19 protein-coding genes are annotated in these 18665 nt (G+C 69.2%); 16 read left to right on the top strand and 3 right to left on the bottom strand.

What is annotated here, in order from left to right; all coding sequences use genetic code 11:
* Positions 1–105: 105 nt before the first annotated feature.
* Genes pyrR through pyrF form a run of 8 tightly spaced genes read left to right on the top strand, consistent with a single transcriptional unit; the run spans position 106 to position 9733 of the window.
* Complete coding sequence (gene pyrR, locus AC0662_RS02805; protein ID WP_478298075.1) at positions 106–702, top strand: bifunctional pyr operon transcriptional regulator/uracil phosphoribosyltransferase PyrR; 597 nt, start codon at positions 106–108, stop codon at positions 700–702.
* Positions 702–1637, top strand: coding sequence for an aspartate carbamoyltransferase catalytic subunit (locus tag AC0662_RS02810; protein ID WP_452203766.1), 936 nt, complete (start codon positions 702–704; stop codon positions 1635–1637). The genes pyrR and AC0662_RS02810 overlap by 1 nt, the downstream gene beginning before the upstream one ends.
* Complete coding sequence (locus tag AC0662_RS02815) at positions 1634–2926, top strand: dihydroorotase (protein ID WP_478298077.1); 1293 nt, start codon at positions 1634–1636, stop codon at positions 2924–2926. The genes AC0662_RS02810 and AC0662_RS02815 overlap by 4 nt, the downstream gene beginning before the upstream one ends.
* Positions 2923–3408 (top strand): PH-like domain-containing protein, encoded by a 486-nt coding sequence (locus tag AC0662_RS02820; RefSeq protein WP_452203768.1) that lies wholly within the window; start codon positions 2923–2925, stop codon positions 3406–3408. Before AC0662_RS02815 ends, AC0662_RS02820 begins: the two co-directional genes overlap by 4 nt.
* Complete coding sequence (carA, locus tag AC0662_RS02825) at positions 3405–4535, top strand: glutamine-hydrolyzing carbamoyl-phosphate synthase small subunit (protein ID WP_452203769.1); 1131 nt, start codon at positions 3405–3407, stop codon at positions 4533–4535. Before AC0662_RS02820 ends, carA begins: the two co-directional genes overlap by 4 nt.
* Positions 4535–7840 (top strand): carbamoyl-phosphate synthase large subunit, encoded by a 3306-nt coding sequence (gene carB, locus AC0662_RS02830; protein ID WP_478298079.1) that lies wholly within the window; start codon positions 4535–4537, stop codon positions 7838–7840. Before carA ends, carB begins: the two co-directional genes overlap by 1 nt.
* Complete coding sequence (locus tag AC0662_RS02835; protein ID WP_478298081.1) at positions 7833–8897, top strand: quinone-dependent dihydroorotate dehydrogenase; 1065 nt, start codon at positions 7833–7835, stop codon at positions 8895–8897. Before carB ends, AC0662_RS02835 begins: the two co-directional genes overlap by 8 nt.
* Positions 8894–9733 carry an orotidine-5'-phosphate decarboxylase gene (gene pyrF / locus AC0662_RS02840; protein WP_478298083.1) on the top strand — a complete coding sequence of 280 codons (840 nt, stop codon included), beginning with the start codon at positions 8894–8896 and terminating at the stop codon, positions 9731–9733. Before AC0662_RS02835 ends, pyrF begins: the two co-directional genes overlap by 4 nt.
* A 104-nt stretch (positions 9734–9837) precedes the next feature.
* Here the strand turns inward: pyrF and AC0662_RS02845 are convergent, their stop codons facing one another.
* Positions 9838–10689, bottom strand: a complete 852-nt coding sequence (locus AC0662_RS02845) for a LysR family transcriptional regulator (protein WP_452203773.1) — start codon at positions 10687–10689, stop codon at positions 9838–9840.
* Positions 10690–10758: 69 nt separating this feature from the next.
* Here AC0662_RS02845 and AC0662_RS02850 point away from each other — a divergent pair, with 69 nt between their 5' ends.
* Both AC0662_RS02850 and AC0662_RS02855 read left to right on the top strand, forming a co-directional pair.
* The gene (locus tag AC0662_RS02850) at positions 10759–11700 is read left to right on the top strand and encodes an EamA family transporter (protein WP_478298086.1); all 942 of its coding nucleotides are present in this window, start codon (positions 10759–10761) and stop codon (positions 11698–11700) included.
* A gap of 32 nt (positions 11701–11732) precedes the next feature.
* The gene (locus AC0662_RS02855) at positions 11733–12113 is read left to right on the top strand and encodes a hypothetical protein (protein ID WP_452203775.1); all 381 of its coding nucleotides are present in this window, start codon (positions 11733–11735) and stop codon (positions 12111–12113) included.
* Positions 12114–12156: 43 nt separating this feature from the next.
* Here the strand turns inward: AC0662_RS02855 and AC0662_RS02860 are convergent, their stop codons facing one another.
* Positions 12157–13170, bottom strand: a complete 1014-nt coding sequence (locus tag AC0662_RS02860; RefSeq protein ID WP_478298088.1) for a chymotrypsin family serine protease — start codon at positions 13168–13170, stop codon at positions 12157–12159.
* Positions 13171–13418: 248 nt separating this feature from the next.
* On the opposite strand from AC0662_RS02860, the gene AC0662_RS02865 reads away from it, so the two are divergent.
* The 5 genes from AC0662_RS02865 to coaBC all read left to right on the top strand — a co-directional run bounded on the left by AC0662_RS02865 (position 13419) and on the right by coaBC (position 16524).
* Positions 13419–13793, top strand: coding sequence for a hypothetical protein (locus AC0662_RS02865; RefSeq protein ID WP_452203777.1), 375 nt, complete (start codon positions 13419–13421; stop codon positions 13791–13793).
* A 116-nt stretch (positions 13794–13909) separates the two neighbouring features.
* Positions 13910–14224 carry an integration host factor, actinobacterial type gene (gene mihF / locus AC0662_RS02870; RefSeq protein ID WP_387785175.1) on the top strand — a complete coding sequence of 105 codons (315 nt, stop codon included), beginning with the start codon at positions 13910–13912 and terminating at the stop codon, positions 14222–14224.
* 64 nt (positions 14225–14288) lie between these two features.
* Positions 14289–14882 carry a guanylate kinase gene (gene gmk, locus AC0662_RS02875; protein WP_452203778.1) on the top strand — a complete coding sequence of 198 codons (594 nt, stop codon included), beginning with the start codon at positions 14289–14291 and terminating at the stop codon, positions 14880–14882.
* Positions 14883–14884: 2 nt separating this feature from the next.
* Positions 14885–15187 (top strand): DNA-directed RNA polymerase subunit omega, encoded by a 303-nt coding sequence (gene rpoZ / locus AC0662_RS02880; RefSeq protein ID WP_355478349.1) that lies wholly within the window; start codon positions 14885–14887, stop codon positions 15185–15187.
* A 35-nt stretch (positions 15188–15222) separates the two neighbouring features.
* A complete protein-coding gene (coaBC, locus tag AC0662_RS02885; RefSeq protein ID WP_478298091.1) occupies positions 15223–16524 on the top strand; it encodes a bifunctional phosphopantothenoylcysteine decarboxylase/phosphopantothenate--cysteine ligase CoaBC in 1302 nt (433 codons plus the stop codon).
* A 3-nt stretch (positions 16525–16527) separates the two neighbouring features.
* Here coaBC and AC0662_RS02890 read toward each other — a convergent pair whose 3' ends face one another.
* Positions 16528–17430, bottom strand: a complete 903-nt coding sequence (locus AC0662_RS02890; RefSeq protein ID WP_478298093.1) for an N-acetyltransferase family protein — start codon at positions 17428–17430, stop codon at positions 16528–16530.
* A 97-nt stretch (positions 17431–17527) separates the two neighbouring features.
* Between AC0662_RS02890 and AC0662_RS02895 the strand changes: the two genes are divergently transcribed.
* Positions 17528–18640 carry a winged helix DNA-binding domain-containing protein gene (locus tag AC0662_RS02895; RefSeq protein WP_452203781.1) on the top strand — a complete coding sequence of 371 codons (1113 nt, stop codon included), beginning with the start codon at positions 17528–17530 and terminating at the stop codon, positions 18638–18640.
* The last annotated feature ends 25 nt before the right edge of the window (positions 18641–18665 follow it).

Below are 18665 nucleotides of genomic sequence, written 5' to 3' on the forward strand. Positions count from 1 at the left end.
TGTAGGCCAGCGTCAAGACGGCGTGTCACTTCCGATACCATGTCAAGCGGTCCGAACGTCCTTTAAAGACCCGTCCCGAGAGGCGGGAAAGGAGGAACGGTAGCGATGAGCCCTGCCCAGAGCGCAGAGCACCCCGAGGTCGCGCAGCCGCCGAAACGCAGCAGCCGCGAGGTCCTCGACGCTTCCGACATATCCCGGGCACTGACCCGGATCGCCCACGAGATCCTCGAGCGGAACCGCGGCGCCGACCCGGTCGTCCTGCTCGGCATCCCGACCCGCGGGGTCCCGCTGGCGCAGCGGGTGTCCACCCGGATCCAGGCCGTCGAGGGGCAGAGCGTGCCCACAGGGTCACTCGATGTGACCATGTACCGCGACGACATCGGTCTCAAACCACCCCGTGGCCTCGAGCACACCGACATTCCGCCGGACGGCATCGACGGCAAGGTCGTGGTGCTGGTCGACGACGTGCTGTTCTCCGGCCGCACCATCCGCGCGGCGCTCGATGCCCTCGGCGACATCGGCCGCCCGCGGGCCGTGCAGCTCGCGGTCCTGGTCGACCGCGGCCACCGCGAACTGCCGATCCGCGCCGACTACGTGGGCAAGAACCTGCCCACCTCGCTCGTGGAGCGCGTCACCGTGCACCTCGACGAGTTCGACGGCGAGGACGCCGTACTGATCGCGGACAAGAAAGCGATGGGCTGATGAAGCACCTGCTGAGCGCCGGCGACCTGAGTCGCGACGAGGCGCAGCTGATCCTCGACACCGCCGAGGAGATGCGGTCGCTGGCCGACCGCCCGATCAAGAAGCTGCCCGCGCTGCGCGGGCGCACCGTGGTGAACCTGTTCTTCGAGGACTCCACCCGGACCCGGATCTCGTTCGAGGCTGCCGCCAAGCGGCTGTCGGCGGACGTGATCAACTTCTCCGCCAAGGGTTCGAGCGTCAGCAAGGGGGAGAGCCTCAAGGACACCGCGCTGACCCTGCAGGCGATGGGCGCCGACGGCGTCGTCTGCCGGCACGGCTCGTCCGGCGCGCCGCACCTGCTGGCGAAGTCGGGCTGGATGACCGGCTCGGTGGTGAACGCCGGCGACGGCACCCACGAGCACCCGACGCAGGCGCTGCTGGACGCGTTCACGATGCGCCGCCACCTCGGCTCGCTGGAGGGGCGGCGGATCACGATCGTCGGCGACGTCCTGCACTCCCGGGTCGCGCGGTCGAACGTGCTGCTGCTGTCGACGCTCGGCGCCGAGGTCACCGTGGTCGCCCCGCCGACGCTGCTGCCCGTCGACATGACGAACTGGCCGTGCGTCACGTCGTACGACTTCGACGCGGTGCTGCCGAAGAGCGACGCGGTGATGATGCTGCGGGTGCAGCGGGAGCGGATGAACGACGCCTACTTCCCGAGTGCCCGCGAGTACAGCCGGCGCTACGGCCTGGACCGGAACCGGATGGCGCAGCTGCCCGACGAGGCGGTCGTGCTGCACCCGGGCCCGATGAACCGCGGGATGGAGATCAGCGCCGAGGTCGCCGACTCCACCCGCTCGGTGATCGTCGAGCAGGTCACGAACGGCGTGGCGATCCGGATGGCCGTCCTTTATCTGCTGTTGTCAGGAAGTAACGAAGAGGAGCAGAACGCATGACCGCATACCTGATCACCGGCGCGCGCATCGTGGGCGGTGAGGTGGCGGATCTGCTGATCGACAACGGCGAGATCGTTGCTGTCGGCACCAACCTGGACGCACCCGCGGACGCGACCACGATCGATGCCACCGGGCTGGTCGCGCTGCCGGGCCTGGTCGACCTGCACACCCACCTGCGGGAGCCCGGCCGCGAGGACGCCGAGACGGTGTTCACCGGCACCCGGGCCGCGGCCAAGGGCGGTTTCACCGCGGTCTTCGCGATGGCCAACACCGACCCGGTCGCGGACACCGCGGGCGTCGTCGAGCAGGTCTGGCGCCTCGGCCGCGACGCCGGGTACGCCGATGTGTACCCGATCGGCGCGGTCACGGTAGGACGCAAGGGCACGCAGCTCGCCGAGCTCGGCGCGATGGCGGACTCGGCGGCCCGGGTCCGGGTGTTCTCGGACGACGGCGACTGCGTCTGGGACGCCGCGCTGATGCGCCGCGCGCTGGAGTACGTGAAGGCGTTCGACGGCGTGATCGCGCAGCACGCGCAGGAGCCGCGGCTCACCCAGGGCGCGCAGATGAACGAGGGCGCACTGTCCGGCGTCCTCGGCCTGACCGGCTGGCCGAGTGTCGCCGAGGAGGCGATCATCGCTCGCGACATCCTGCTGAACGCGCACGTCGGCTCGAAGCTGCACATCTGCCACCTGTCCACCAAGGGCTCGGTGGAGATTGTCCGCGCCGCCAAGCGCCGCGGTCTCGAGGTGACCGCCGAGGTCACCCCGCACCACCTGCTGCTGACCGAGGACCTGGCCGCCTCCTACAACCCGGTCTACAAGGTGAACCCGCCGCTGCGCACCAAGGCGGACGTCGAGGCGGTCCGCGAGGGCCTGGCCGACGGAACCATCGACATCGTCGCCACCGACCACGCGCCGCACCCGGTCGAGGACAAGGACTGCGAGTGGAGCGCGGCCTCACCCGGTATGACGGGGCTCGAGACGGCGCTGAGCGTCGTACAGCACGCGATGGTCGATACGAACCTGCTCAGCTGGGCGGATGTCGCCGACCGAATGAGCTACCGGCCGGCTGCGATCGGCCAAGCGGCTGACCACGGTCGTCCGCTCGAGGCGGGTGCCCCGGCGAACATCGTGCTGTACGACCCGTCCGTTGACCAGATCGTCGTACCGGACGCCTCGGTGTCGTTGTCGCGGAACAACCCGTTCGAGGGCATGACGCTGCCGGGCAAGGTCGTCGCGACCTTCCTCCGCGGTACGCCGACCGTCCTGGACGGTGAGCTCACTCGGTGAAGGCCGTTCTGGGCATTCTCGGCACGCTGCTGATCCTGGCGGCGGGCTACTTCGGTATGTACCGGGGCTGGCGCAACCGTCAGTCCCGGCAGGCCGACCTGGCGCCGTTGCCCGCGGTGCCGGAGGACAAGACGCGGGGCACCGAAGGTGTCTACGTCGCTACGACCACGGCCGGCGACTGGATGGACCGGATCGCCGTGCACGAACTGGGCGTCCGCAGCATCGCGGACCTGGCCGTCAGTGCGGACGGCCTGATCTTCCACCGGCAGGGCGCGGCGGATGTCTTCATCCCCGCGGACCAGGTGACCGGCGTCCGGACCGACCGCGGCATCGCCGGCAAGGTGACCGCGGAGAAGTCCGGCCTGGTGGTGGTCACCTGGACCCACGACGGCCACGAGCTCGACACCGGCTTCCGCCCGCGTCGCAAGGCCGACACCGAAGCCCTGACCGCATCCATCTCGACCTTGATCGGAGCACAATGAGCCAGCCGGCCCTGCAAGCGCTGCTGGTCCTCGAGGACGGCCGGGCGTTCGCCGGTACGTCGTACGGGGCGACCGGCGAGACCTTCGGCGAGGCGGTGTTCACCACCGGGATGACCGGCTACCAGGAGACACTGACCGACCCGTCGTACCACCGGCAGATCGTCACCCAGACCGCGCCGCACATCGGTAACACCGGGATCAACGACGAGGACGACGAGTCGCAGAAGATCTGGGTCTCCGGGTACGTCGTCCGCGACCCCGCCCGGGTGCCGTCGAACTGGCGCGCGAAGCGCTCGCTCGACGACCAGCTGAAGGCGCAGAACATCGTCGGTATCTCGGGGATCGACACCCGCGCCCTGACCCGCCACCTGCGCGAGCGCGGTGCGATGCGGGCCGGCATCTCCACCGAGATCCTGGACCCGGCGGAGCTGCTGAAGAAGGTGCTCGAGCAGCCGCCGATGGTCGGTGCCGACCTCGCCAGCGAGGTGACGACCTTCGAGCCGTACGTCGTGCCCGCCGTGGGCGAGAAGCGGTTCACCGTGGTCGCGCTGGACCTCGGGATCAAGGCGATGACGCCGCAGCGGATGTCCGAGCGCGGTATCGAGGTGCACGTCCTGCCGGCCACCGCGACGCTCGAGGAAGTCCTCGCGGTGAACCCGGACGGCATCTTCATGAGCAACGGCCCCGGCGACCCGGAGACCACCGAGCACCCGACCACGCTGCTCAAGCAACTGCTCGAGCAGAACAAGCCGTACTTCGGGATCTGCTTCGGCAACCAGGTCTTCGGCCGGGCCCTCGGACTCGGCACGTTCAAGCTCAAGTACGGGCACCGCGGCATCAACCAGCCGGTGCTCGACCGGGCCACCGGCAAGGTCGAGATCACCGCGCAGAACCACGGGTTCGCCGTGGACGCGCCGATCGATCAGACCGTCGAGACGCCGTACGGGACCGCCGAGGTGTCGCACGTCTCGCTCAACGACAACGTCGTCGAAGGACTCAAGCTCACCGGTCGCGACGGCCGGGTGCTCGCGTTCTCTGTGCAGTACCACCCTGAAGCGGCGGCGGGTCCCCACGACTCGGCGTACCTGTTCGACCGCTTCGTAGAACTGATGGAGGGGCGGGCCTGATGCCACGTCGTACAGACATCGAGTCGGTGCTGGTGATCGGCTCCGGCCCGATCGTGATCGGTCAGGCCTGCGAGTTCGACTACTCCGGCACCCAGGCCTGCCGGGTGCTCCGGGAGGAGGGGTTCCGGGTCGTCCTGGTGAACTCCAACCCGGCCACGATCATGACCGACCCCGAGTTCGCCGACGCCACGTACGTCGAGCCGATCACCCCGGAGTACGTCGAGAAGGTGATCGAGAAGGAGCGTCCGAACGCGCTGCTCGCGACGCTCGGCGGCCAGACCGCGCTGAACGCGGCGATCGCCCTGCACGACAACGGCGTACTGGAGAAGTACGGCGTCGAGCTGATCGGCGCGTCGGTCGACGCGATCCAGCGCGGCGAGAACCGCGAGTCGTTCAAGCACATCGTCGAGAAGCTGGGCGCCGAGGTCGCGCGCTCGCACATCTGCCACACCATCGACGACGTGATGGGCGCGGCGGCCGCGCTCGGCTACCCGCTGGTCGTCCGGCCGTCGTTCACGATGGGCGGCGTCGGCAGCGGCATGGCGTACGACGAGGCGGACCTGCGCCGCATCGCCGGCGCCGGCCTGCACGCGAGTCCGACCACCGAGGTACTGATCGAGGAGTCGATCCTCGGGTGGAAGGAGTACGAGCTGGAGGTGATGCGCGACAAGGCCGACAACGTCGTGATCATCTGCTCGATCGAGAACGTCGACCCGATGGGCGTGCACACCGGTGACTCGGTCACGGTCGCGCCGGCGATGACGCTGACCGACCGCGAGTACCAGGTGATGCGGGACCTCGCGATCGGCATCATCCGCGAGGTCGGCGTCGACACCGGCGGCTGCAACATCCAGTTCGCGGTGAACCCGGCGGACGGCCGGCTGATCGTGATCGAGATGAACCCGCGGGTGTCGCGGTCCTCGGCGCTGGCGTCGAAGGCGACCGGCTTCCCGATCGCGAAGATCGCCGCGAAGGTCGCGATCGGCTACACCCTGGACGAGATCCCGAACGACATCACCCGGCAGACGCCGGCCAGCTTCGAGCCGGTGCTGGACTACGTCGTGGTGAAGGTGCCGCGGTTCGCGTTCGAGAAGTTCCCGGCCGCGGACGCCACGCTGACCACGCACATGAAGAGTGTCGGCGAGGCGATGGCGATCGGCCGCAACTACACCGAGGCGTTGCAGAAGGCGCTGCGCTCGCTGGAGAAGCCGGAGGCCCGGTTCTCCTGGGCCGGTCAGCCGGCCAGCGAGCTGGAGCCGTTGCTGGAGACGATCAAGACGCCGCAGGACGGCCGGCTGCGGATCGTCATGGACGCGATCCGGGCCGGGGCGACGCCGGAGCAGATCTTCGATGCGACGAAGATCGACCCGTGGTTCGTGGACCAGCTGTACCTGATCCACGAGACCGCGCTGCAGGTCGCGGCCGCGCCGCGGCTGACGCCCGAGGTGATCAAGCTCGCCAAGCGGCACGGGTTCTCCGACCTGCAGCTGGCCGAGATCCGTGGGCTCACCGAGGACGTGGTCCGCGGTGTCCGGCAGGCGCTCGGGATCCGGCCGGTCTACAAGACGGTCGACACCTGCGCGGCCGAGTTCAAGGCCGAGACGCCGTACCACTACTCGTCGTACGACGAGGAGTCCGAGGTCGCGCCGCGCACCGAGCCCGCCGTACTGATCCTCGGCTCGGGGCCGAACCGGATCGGGCAGGGCATCGAGTTCGACTACTCCTGCGTGCATGCGTCGATGGCGCTCCGCGAAGCCGGCTATTGCACGATCATGGTGAACTGTAACCCGGAGACGGTCTCGACCGACTACGACACCTCCGACCGGCTGTACTTCGAGCCGCTCACCTGCGAGGACGTGCTCGAGATCGTGTACGCCGAGATGCAGGCGGGCCCGGTGGCCGGCGTGATCGTCCAGCTCGGCGGCCAGACGCCGCTCGGTCTGGCGCAGCGGCTCGCGGATGCCGGCGTACCGATCGTCGGGACGTCGCCGGAGGCGATCCACCTGGCCGAGGAGCGGGGTGCGTTCGGCAAGGTGCTCGCGGACGCGCAGCTGCCGGCGCCGAAGCACGGTACGGCGCTGTCGGCCGAGGCCGCGCACGCGGTCGCGGAGGAGATCGGGTTCCCGGTGCTCGTCCGGCCGTCGTACGTGCTGGGCGGTCGCGGGATGGAGATCGTCTACAGCTCCGCCGAGCTGACCGCGGCGCTCGACCGGCTGAGCGCCGGCTCGGGCTCGTGGGAGCACCCGGTGCTGATCGACCGGTTCCTCGACGACGCGGTCGAGATCGACGTCGACGGGCTGTACGACGGCAACGAACTGTTCCTCGGTGGCGTGATGGAGCACATCGAGGAGGCGGGCGTGCACTCGGGCGACTCGTCCTGCGCGCTGCCGCCGATCACGCTCGGGAACGCGGACATCGAGAACATTCGCCGGTCGACCGAGGCGATCGCCCGCGGTGTCGGCGTACGCGGTCTGCTGAACGTGCAGTACGCGCTGGCCGGCGACGTGCTGTACGTGCTGGAGGCGAACCCGCGGGCGTCCCGGACGGTGCCGTTCGTGTCCAAGGCGACCGCGACGCCGCTGGCCAAGGCCGCGGCCCGGGTGATGCTCGGCGCGACCATCGCCGACCTGCGCGGCGAGGGCATGCTGCCGGCCGAGGGCGACGGCGGCACGCTGCCGCCGACCACGCCGATCGCGGTGAAGGAAGCCGTGATGCCGTTCAACCGGTTCCGGACGATCGACGGCTCGTCGGTCGACACGGTGCTCGGGCCGGAGATGAAGTCCACCGGCGAGGTGATGGGTATCGACGACACCTTCGGGACGGCGTTCGCGAAGTCGCAGGCGGGGGCGTCGCAGCCGCTGCCGGGTGACGGCAAGGTGTTCGTGTCGGTCGCGAACCGGGACAAGCGGCACATGATCTTCCCGGTCAAGCGGCTCGCGGACCTCGGCTTCCAGATCTACGCGACCGAGGGCACCGCGGACGTCCTGCGGCGCAACGGCGTCGAGGCGGTCACGGTTCGCAAGAGCAGCCAGGGTCCCGGCCCGAACGGTGAGCCGACGATCGTCCAGATGGTCCAGGACGGTGAGCTGAACCTGATCGTCAACACCCCGATCGGGATCACCCAGGGCGGTTCGCCGCGGCTCGACGGGTACGAGATCCGGAGTGCGGCGGTGGCGCGGAACATCCCGTGCATCACCACCGTGCAGGGGCTCGCGGCCGCGGTCCAGGGCATCGAGTCGCAGCGGTCCGGCGACATCGGGGTCCGGTCGCTCCAGGACTGGGTGCCGAGGATCCACGGTGCCTGAGCGGTCAATCCCGGCCCGGCGGTCGGCGTACCAGCGAGTCGTCCGGCCGGTGCTGTACCGGCTGGGTCGCGGTGACGCGGAGGTCGCGCACGAGCAGACGCTGAACGGGATGCGCCTGCTCGGGCGCGTCCCGGGCGCTGCCGCACTCGGTTCCAAGGTGTTCGGATCGGCCGTGGAGGCGTCCGTCTTCGGGATCCGGTTCCCGTCGAGGGTTGGGCTCGCGGCGGGCATGGACAAGAACGGGATCGCCCTGCGCGCCTGGCCGGCGATCGGGTTCGGCTTCGTCGAGGTCGGCACCGTCACGGCCCATCCGCAACCCGGGAACGAGAAGCCGCGGCTGTTCCGCCTCGTCGACCACGAGGCCGTCATCAACCGGATGGGCTTCAACAACCTCGGCAGCGAGGCGCTGGCCGCGCGACTGGCGGCGTACGGCGATCTCGGGTACCCGCTCGGAATCTCGATCGGGAAGTCGAAGGTGACGCCACTCGAGGAGGCGGTCGAGGACTACGTGACCTCGCTCCGCCGCCTCTACCGGTACGGCGACTACTTCGCGGTCAACGTGTCGTCGCCGAACACCCCCGGACTACGTGCTCTGCAGGACGCCGGGCACCTGCGCGAACTGCTGACGGCGCTGCACACCGAGGCCGCTTCGCTGAGCCTGACCGGGCTGGCGCCGAAACCGATCCTGGTCAAGATCGCACCGGACCTGACCACGTCCGCGATCGACGAACTGCTCCACGTCTGCACCGATGTCGGCGTCGCCGGGATCATCGCCACCAACACCACGATCGGCCGTCCCGGCGTCGAGTCGCACCCGCTGGCCGCCGAGACCGGTGGTCTGTCCGGGCGCCCGCTGACCGAGACCTCGGCCAAGGTCGTTGCCCACATCCACAACGAGACGCAAGGAGCGCTGCCGATCATCGGGGTCGGCGGCATCCTCGAACCCTCCGACGCCACCCGCCTGTTCGACGCGGGCGCGAGCCTCGTCCAGGTGTACACCGGGCTGATCTACCGGGGACCCGGCCTGATCCGCCAGATCAACAGGAGCTTGCCATGAGCAACAACAAACCGTTCGGCGCCCGGCTGCGCGCGGCCATGGACACCCGTGGCCCGCTGTGTGTCGGCATCGACCCGCACGCGCACCTGCTGGACGCCTGGGGCCTCCCGGACACCCCGGAGGGCCTGGCGTCGTTCACGTACGGCGTCGTCGACGCGCTCGCCGACCGGGTCGCGGTGTTCAAGCCGCAGTCCGCGTTCTTCGAGCGCTTCGGGTCGGCCGGGATCGCGGTCCTCGAGCAGGCCACGATCCGGCTCCGCGAGGCCGGCGCGCTGGTGATCATCGACGCGAAGCGCGGCGACATCGGCACCACGATGGCCGGCTACGCGTCGGCGTACCTCGCGGAGAAGGGGCCGCTGGCGTGTGACGCGCTGACGGTCAGCCCGTACCTCGGGTTCGGCTCGCTACAGCCGGCCATCGACGAGGCCCGCGAGTCCGGCGCCGGTCTGTTCGTACTCGCCCTCACCTCGAACCCCGAGGGCCCGCAGTTCCAGTCGGCGCGCACCGCGGACGGAGCCACCGTCGGCGGGGCCGTGCTGGACGGACTGCGTGAGCTGAACGCGGACAGCGACGACCTCGGCTCGTTCGGCGCGGTGGTTGGTGCGACCATCAACCCGACCACGGAGAACCTCGACATCAACGGCCCCCTCCTCGCACCCGGCCTCGGCGCGCAGGGCGGTACCGCCGAGGGCCTCACGAAGATCTTCGGTTCCGCGGTACGCAACGTCGTACCGGCCAGCTCCCGAGAGATCCTCGGCGCCGGCCCCGACGCAACCGCCCTCCAAGCCGCCGCCACCCGCGCCAACGACGCCTACCGAACAGTCCTCGGCTACTGAGTATCGGCATTTCGACAGGAGGTGTCCGGCTTCACCGGCCGTGGTCACGCTCAGCGGCGCGGCCAATCGCATCAGATGAGCCGACACCTCCTGTCGAGATGCCGTCAGGTCGCAGACTGGTAGAGCGTGGTCAGTAGCTCCACGGCTGCTTGGGTTGCCGGGTGCGGGTCCTCGCGGTGCCAGATGAGGTGTACGTCGATTGGTGGTGCGTCCCGTACTGGGCGATAGGTGACGCCGTCGCGGCGGTACTGCGTTGTGGTCGCCTGTGCGGTCATTCCGACGCACCGGCCGGACGCGATGGCCGCCAGCCAGTCGTCGACGTCTTGCGTGTACTCGATGGGCGGTCGCGCGTTCTCCGGCCACAGGTCGACCGTGGTGCTTCCGGTACGGCGGTCGATGACGAGCGTCCGTTCGCGCAGTTGATCGAGCGTCACCGACCGTTTGCGAGTCAGCGGGTCGTCGGCGGGCAGAGCGCAGTACCGCTGCTCCTCGGTCAGGAGGACGTGGGCGAAGCGGCGGAGGTCCAGGTGACTGCGGACGACCGCGAGATCGCAGAGGCCCTCGGCGAGGCCGCCGGTCGTCGTGTTGGTGCGAATCAGTTGGAGCTCGACGCCGGGGTGGTCGGCCGCCCACCGGCGCTGGAACTCGCGCGTGTGGCTGCCGAACGCCGACCACGCGTGGCCGACCCGGAGGCGGGTGTGACCGCTGGTCGCCTCGGTGATCAGTTCGTCGAGCTCAGCGAGGATGTGCCGGGCCCGGGCCAGCACCCGGACGCCGGCGGTGGTCGGGGTGAGGGAACGGCTGGTGCGGTGCAGCAGCCGGACGCCGAGCTCACGCTCCAGGGCGAGCAGGTTCCGGGAGACCGCGGCCTGCGAGATGCCGAGCTCGATGGCGGCGTCGGTGAACGTGCCAGAGTCCACGATCTCGACGAGACACCGCAGCTGCCGGATGTCCATGACTCCAGCGTATAGATCCGCCGATCGATGCATTTTGCGAATCTCACCGCCGCGCCGACTCTCGTGATCGTGAGGCGAAATCGGTTGGTCGGTGTGGCGATGATGCTCGGGAGCGGGTTCTCGACACAGATCGGCGCGTCCGTGGCGGCGCTGGCGTTCCCGGTGATCGGTCCGGCGGGCGTGGTGGCGATCCGGCAGTGGGTGGCGGCGATCGTGCTGCTCGCGGTCGGACGGCCGCGACTGCGGTCGATCACGGCCCGGCAGTGGCGGCCGGTGGTGGGTCTGGCGGCCGTGTTCGCGGTGATGAACCTGTCGCTGTACACGGCCATCGACCGGGTCGGGCTCGGGCTCGGCGTGACGCTGGAGTTCCTCGGTCCGCTCGCCGTCGCGTTACTGGGATCGCGGCGGGTGCTCGACCTGGTGTGCGCGCTGGTGGCGGCGCCCGCGGTGCTGCTGCTGATGCGGCCGGAGGCGACGACGGACTACCTCGGGATCGGGCTGGGGCTGCTGGCCGCGGCGTGCTGGGCGTTCTACATCCTGCTGAACCGCGTCGTCGGCCGAGAGTTGCCGGGCGCAACGGGTTCGGCCGCGGCGGCCGGGTTGTCCGGGCTGGCGTACGTGCCGATCGGTGCGGTCGTGCTCTGGCATCATCCGCCGACGGCGGCCGCGGCGTCGTACGCGCTGGTGGCCGGGGTGATGTCGTCCGCGGTGCCGTTCCTCGTTGATCTGTTGACGTTGCGGCGCGTGCCGGCGCAGTTCTTCGGGGTGTTCATGAGCGTCAACCCGGTGCTGGCGGCAATGGTCGGGCTGGTGGTGCTGCATCAGCGGCCGGCGATTCTCGACTGGGTTGCGATCCTGGTGATCGTTGCGGCGAACGCCGTGGCGGTCTCGTTCGGGCGCGACGCGGCAGATCACAACCCGGTTCCAGTCGACTCGTGCGATGTTCTTCACGGCGCGCCGGAGCTCGCGATGACCCCGGCGTTGGGAAAGGTGTCCGCGGACGGGAAGTAACGGTCTTCTCGCGCGACACAGTAAGGAACACGATGCGGAAGCTCGCAGCCCTCGCGGCCGTTGTGACGATGAGTGTTGGCACCCTGACGGCCTGCTCGGGCGGCAACTACTGCGACAGCCTGAAAGGCTACGTCGACTCGGCGAAGGGCGTCGACATCAAGGACTCCGACCAGGTCGGCAAGATGCTGGACTCGATGAAGAAGGTGTCGAAGTCCGCGCCGGACGACCTGAAGGACGACTGGAAGGCCGTCATCGACTACGCGGAGAAGGCCCAGGACGCCAAAGGCGACACGACCAAGCTGCTGGAACTCGCGAAGTCTGACGGCCCCAAGATCCAGACCTCCATGGAGGCGATCACCAAGCAGGCCAAGGACACCTGCAAGATGGACCTCCCGGGCGCCGGCAACAACTGATCCCGGACTGTGGGACGGCGCTGCGCGCGCCGTCCCACAGCCATCACGGGGTGTAGATCGAAGCGCGCAAGCCGGACGAGGTCAGTCCGGCGTCGATGAAGATCATCCCGGTCGTCTCGTCCGGGTCGTACTTCCGGTCACCGTCCTTGTCCTCCCAGGTGGCTCCGGACACTGTCCCGCGGGCGTCGACGGTGCCGTTGCTGTTCGTCCGGTAGACAGGTCCACCGGAGTCACCGGGCCGGACCGCCTTCGCGTCGGTGTAGATCCATGAGTTGTACAGCGGTGCCCCGTGCATCAGGATCGTCCCGCTGCCGCCTCGGGACGTTCTTCCGTAGAACGCGATGGCCTGCCCCTCCGCGTTGACGGTAGCGGTGCTAACGATCCGCTCTTCGACCGCGCTGGCAGACAGTCGAACCCAGATGCTCGCATTGAACGACGTGCCGGCCAACGGCGTCAGCAGCGTCACGTCGAGCGTCCCGGTCCCGTCCTGAGTGCGCTTGCCGAGCCATCTGCCGTTGTTGGACCAGTCGTTGTACGGGTCGGACGAGGTCGGCGCGACGCAATGCTTCGCCGTGCTCCCGAGCACTGCGCCGCCCCAGGTCCGCCAGGTGAAGCCTTCCGTGCAGCCCGAGGAAGCGCTGCCGCTGTTCCAGCCATCGATCCAGTTCCCACCGGTCCAGCCCCCTCTGTCGTCGGCAGGTGACCCTGCCATGTCGGCGACACCGCCAAGGCTGACGGTCACGAACGGTTTGAAGGCGGCCGGTACACGGTCGTAGATCTCGTCGACGTGATCGCTGACGAGCACCACCAGGCTGTGGTCGCCCGGATGGATGAACGCGATGTCCCCGGCGTAGTCGCCCGCCCAGGCCGAACTCGTTCGCGACAGTTCGCGGACCTTGTCCGCCGCGGTCGGGATGTCGAACGAATGCCTCGCGATCGCGTTCCGGCGGATCGGCTCCGGACTTTTCGCGTCGGCGTCGGTCACGCCGATTACTGCTACTACCGTCGACAGTGTTGCCATGACACCGGCCAGAGCTGCTGCACGCAGACGTGTCACCGGTCACCACCCCTTTGCCTCACGCATCGGGCGACGATCGGTTGTGTTCGCCCTGATGGTCGAAATGGTTCAGGGGCCGGTTCCGGTGGGCAAGCGGTTGCTCACAGATTGCATCTTGCTGCAGGTGCCCGTCCCACCCGCACTCGTACCTCGTTCTGCTGGGCTGCGGAACGTATTCGTTTCGGATGGGTTGGTGACTCCCGGTAGCGTCGGCGGGACACGACCTCCCGACCCCCGAGGATGAAGCCGTGAAGCGTTCTCTCGCCCTTGTTGCCACCCTGGCCGCCGGAGCCGGTGTGCTGACCGCCTGTACCGACGAGCAGGCCTACTGTGTGGACCTCGCCAAGTACGCCACCAAGGCCGTCGACGTCGACCCGCAGAAGCCGGTCGACTACGTGAAGATCCTGGACGACGCGAAGAAGCTCCAGGAGTCCGCGCCGAAGGACGTGAAGGACGACTGGGGCGTCGTCGTGAGCTTCGCTGAGAAGGCGCAGAAGGCCGGTTCGGACCGGGTCGAGCTGGCCAAGCTGAGCAAGGAGACGGGCGCCGTGATGACGGCGTACAAGAACATCTCCAGCCAGGCGAAGGACAGCTGCAAGGTCGACCTCCCGGCGCTGAACTGATCAACTGATCGTTCCAAACGCGGTGTTGCCGCGCGACTCCCTGTACCGCGCCCCGGCCGCGGGCTGAACCCGTGTTAGGTTCCCATGCGAAGCCATACAACGGGACAGGTGAAACGGTGCCACTTCCTACTTTGACCCCGGAGCAGCGTGCGGCCGCTCTGGACAAGGCCGCGGCGGCGCGGCGTGAACGAGCCGAGATCAAGAACCGGATCCGGCATTCGGGAGCGTCTCCGACGGAGGTGCTCCACGAGGGGCAGACCAACGAGGTCATCGGCAAGATGCGGGTGAGCCAGCTGCTGCAGTGCATCCCGGGCGTCGGCAAGGTCCGCGCCCAGCAGATCATGGAGCGGGCGGGGATCTCGGAGACGCGGCGGGTGCGCGGCCTCGGCTCGAACCAGATCGCCGCGCTCGAGCGCGAATTCGCTGAGTGAAGCTGAGTGATCCAGGGTGAGCCAGACCGAAACACTGCCCGGTTCGTTGGACACTGGTGTGACGATGACCACGCACCCAGGTGAGACCCCGGCCCATTTGACCGTGCTGGCCGGGCCGACGGCGGTGGGCAAGGGGACCGTCGCGGCCGACATCCGCGAGCGGTTCCCGGACGTCTGGATCTCGGTCTCGGCGACCACCCGCAAGCCCCGGCCGAACGAGGTGCACGGTGTGCACTACCTGTTCGTGTCCGACGCGGAATTCGACCGGATGATCGCCGACGGCGAGCTGCTCGAGTGGGCCGTCGTGCACAAGGCGGCCCGCTACGGCACGCCGAAGCAACCGGTGCTCGACAAGCTCGCCGCGGGTCGGCCGGCGCTGCTGGAGATCGACCTGCAGGGCGCTCGCCAGGTCCGCGACACGATGCCGGAGGCGCAGTTCGTCTTCCTGGCCCCGCCGAGCTGGGACGAGCTGGTACGCCGCCTGGTCGGTCGCGGCACCGAGACGCAGGAGGAGCGCGAACGCCGGCTCGAGACCGCGGTGCTCGAGCTCGCGGCCGAGAAGGAGTTCGACGTGACGATCGTGAACGCCTCGGTTCGGGAGGCCGCCGATCAGTTGGTAAAGTTGATTCGATCACCCTCCATCTCTGGAAAGAGCTGAACTTGTCTGGCAACCAGCCCGTCGCCATCGGCATCACCTCTCCGCCGATCGACGACCTGCTCACCCACACCGACTCCAAGTACAAGCTGGTGCTGTACTCGGCCAAGCGGGCGCGGCAGATCAACGCCTACTACTCGCAGCTCGGCGAGGGCCTGCTGGAGTACGTCGGACCGCTGGTCGAGACGCACGTCCAGGAGAAGCCGCTGTCGATCGCGATGCGCGAGATCAACGACGGCGTGCTGACCTGCACCGACATCGACCCCGAGGCCGAGGCGGAAGCCGCGGCGGCGGAGAAGTCCGAGTAAGACCCCGCTGACGACCGGGAACGGAGTCGACGCAGATGTCCGCAACCGGTGAAACCCCCGGTGTCCCCAGCGACCCGGGGGCCGTCGTGGTGCCTTCGCACGACGCACACAAGCCGAAGGTCGTGCTCGGGGTCGGCGGCGGCATCGCGGCGTACAAGGTCTGTGACCTGCTGCGACGGCTGACCGAGTCGGGGCACAGCGTGCGGGTGGTGCCGACCGAGGCCGCGCTGGAGTTCGTCGGCGCGGCGACTTGGGCCGCGTTGTCCGGGCAGGCCGTGACGGCCGACCCGTTCGACAACGTCGAAGAGGTGCCGCACGTCCGGATCGGGAAGGCGGCCGAGCTGGTCGTCGTCGCCCCCGCGACCGCGAACCTGATCGCCAAGGCCGCGCACGGCCTGGCCGACGACCTGCTGACGAACACGCTGCTCACCGCGCGCTGCCCGATCCTCTTCGCGGCCGCGATGCACACCGAGATGTGGGAACACCCGGCGACGCAGGCGAACGTGGAGACCCTGCGCTCCCGCGGGATCACGGTCCTGGAGCCCGCCGTCGGGCGGCTGACCGGCGCCGACACCGGCCGCGGCCGGCTGCCGGAGCCGTCGGAGATCTTCGCGATCAGCCAGCTGATGCTCGCCGACGAGGCGGCCCGCGCGGCCGGTCAGTCGGTCGCCGATCTGACCGGCAAACACGTCCTGATCAGCGCCGGCGGCACCCGGGAGCACCTCGACCCGGTCCGGTACCTCGGCAACTCGTCGTCCGGAAAGCAGGGGTACGCACTCGCCCGGATCGCCGCCGCGCGCGGCGCCAAGGTGACGCTGGTCGCGGCCAACTCCGAGCTGCCCGACCCGGCCGGCGTCCAGGTCGTCCCGGTGACCAGCACCCGCGATCTGTACGACGAGATCACCGGGCGCGCGGGTGACGCCGACGCGATCGTGATGGCGGCGGCCCCGGCCGACTTCCGCCCGGCCGACGTCGCCGAGCACAAGATCAAGAAGACCGCCGACGGCTCCGTGCCCGCGGTCAGCCTGGTGCAGAACCCGGACATCCTGCAGACGGTCGCGCACGACCGTGCCCGCGCCGGTCAGGTGATCGTCGGCTTCGCCGCGGAGACCGGCGACGCCGACCACACCGTCCTCGAGCTCGGCCGCGCCAAGCTCGAACGCAAGGGCTGCGACCTGCTCGTCGTCAACGACGTCTCCGGCGGCAAGGTCTTCGGCAGCGACGTCAACGAAGCCGTCATCCTCGACCGCACCGGCAGCGCCCTCCCGGTCCCGTCCGGCAGCAAGGACGCCCTCGCCGGCGTCATCTGGAACCTGGTCGCCACCCACTGGTCGTAAGAGCTAGTGTCCTGAGTCCCACCTGAGGGGGAGTGGGGCTCGCATGGTGATGCTGGTGATGCCGTAGGTGAAGCCGAGATGCTCGTTGAGGCTGCGCATTGCGTCGTTGCCGCGTTGGGTCCAGGTGTAGATCTCGGTGATTCCGTTCTCGGCGGCCCACGCCATGCTGGTGCGTTTGAGGGTGGCGGCGACCGACTTGCCGCGCCACTCCCGGCGTACGGCGGTGTAGGCGACCTCCGCGCGCTCCGGGCGATCGGAATCGAGCATCAACCCTGCGACGCCGATCACGTCCTCACCGGCGACGGCCACGAACATCGCGGCCGGATCGTTGATCCACTCGGTCTCCCACTCGGTGATGGAAACCTTCAGCGCGGTCGGATGGTCCATGTCCGGGATCGTCGGCAGCGCGACCTGGTGATAGGCCGCGGCCCACAGTTCCGGGCGTTCGGCGACCGAGACGATCGTGTACTCCGTCGGCGCCGCCGGCTGAGGTTCGTCGCCGATCTTCCGCAGCTGTTCGACCTCCCGGTTCGTTTCCACGAAGCCGTACCGCTCGGCGAAGAGCCGGGACTCCGCGTCGTCGACGCTGGCGCCCGCGACGTCGTACCCCTGGGCAACGGCATGGTCGGCGAGCACCCGGAGCAGACCCGAGCCAACGCCGCGTCGGCGGAAGTCCGGGTGGACGCGCGCCGTCAGCTTCGCCCGCTCGCCGTCGCCCGAGCGGTCCGCCAGTCCGCTGCCGACCACCTCGCCGTCGAGCTCCGCGAGCAGCATCAGCCGGCCGGGGCGGTCGAGGTCACGCAGTTCGGCGACTGACGGGCAGCGCTCGTACGGCAGCACCGCGATCCGCACCGCGCGCCAGGCTTCGTAGTCGGCGTCGGTGATCGCGGTCCGGATGGTCGTCATGACGTCAGCTTGCCTCACCTTGCCGCGAGGGGCTCCGCATTTTTGCCGCTGCGGGCTGAGGACAGAACCTGACCGCTTCTTTTCATAGGGTCAGGGTATGGAGATCACCTGGGACGCCGTGGTCGCGCGGCGCATGCGGCGGCACTTTCTGAGCGAGTCGGCCGAGAGCGCGGTGGACGTCGTACGGGCGATGTGTGGGGCGCATGCGCAGATCGCGGCGGCGGGGGAGGTGTCGGTGGCGTTGCGGGTCGACGGGGCGACGCGGGCGACCGTTCAGCAGGACGAGGGGCTGGTGAAGACGTTCGGGCCGCGCGGGACCGTGCATCTGCTGCCGCTCGACGACCTCCCGATGTGGACCGGGGCGTTGTCCGCGCTTCCGCCGGCGTCGCAGCAACCGCCGCCGATCCGGATGACCCCGGACGAGGTCGACCAGGTGATCGTCGCGATCGGCGAGGCGCTCGCGCACGACGACCTGACCGTCGACGAGCTGTCCGAGGAAGTGGTACGTCGTACCGGGCCGTGGGCGCACGAACCGACGCTGCCCGCGTTCCAGGGCGAGTGGTCGCGATGGCGGCAGGCGATCTCGGTCGCGGCGCACGCCGGTGTCCTCTGTCACGGGCCGATGCGCGGGCGGCTCACGACGTACTCGAACCCGCATCGGCTGCGGCCGTTCGACCCGATGCCCGCCGAGAAGGCACTCACCGAACTGCTGCACCGCTACCTGTACTCGTACGGTCCCGCGACGCCGCAGCAGTTCGCCCGCTGGCTCAAGACCACGCCGACGCAGGTCAAGCCGTACTTCGACGGCCTGCCGCAGGTCGTGCTCAACGGCGAGATCGCGTACGTCGCACCCGGCGACGAGGACTTCCCCGACGAGCGCGCGAGCGGCGTGCGGCTGCTGCCGTACTTCGACGCGTACGGCGTCGGCAGCTTCCCGCGTGAACTGCTGTTCCCCGGCCGGGCCTTCGAGCGCGCGACCGCCCGCGGCCAGGCCGGCAACTACCCGCTGCTGCTCGTCGACGGCGTCGTGGCGGGGGTCTGGCACCAGAAGAAGGCCGGCAAGAAACTGCAGGTCACCGTCGAGGCCCTGACCCCGCTCGACCGGCGCCGCCGCGCCCTCCTGGACGCAGAGGTGGACCGGCTGGGAGCGATCCTCGGTGGTACGCCGTCGCTCACACTCGGCGACGTGGCGGTCGGCCCGCACGCGTGAAATACTGCGCCTGTCCAGAATATGG

It is taken from the genome of Kribbella sp. NPDC043289 (assembly GCF_056436705.1).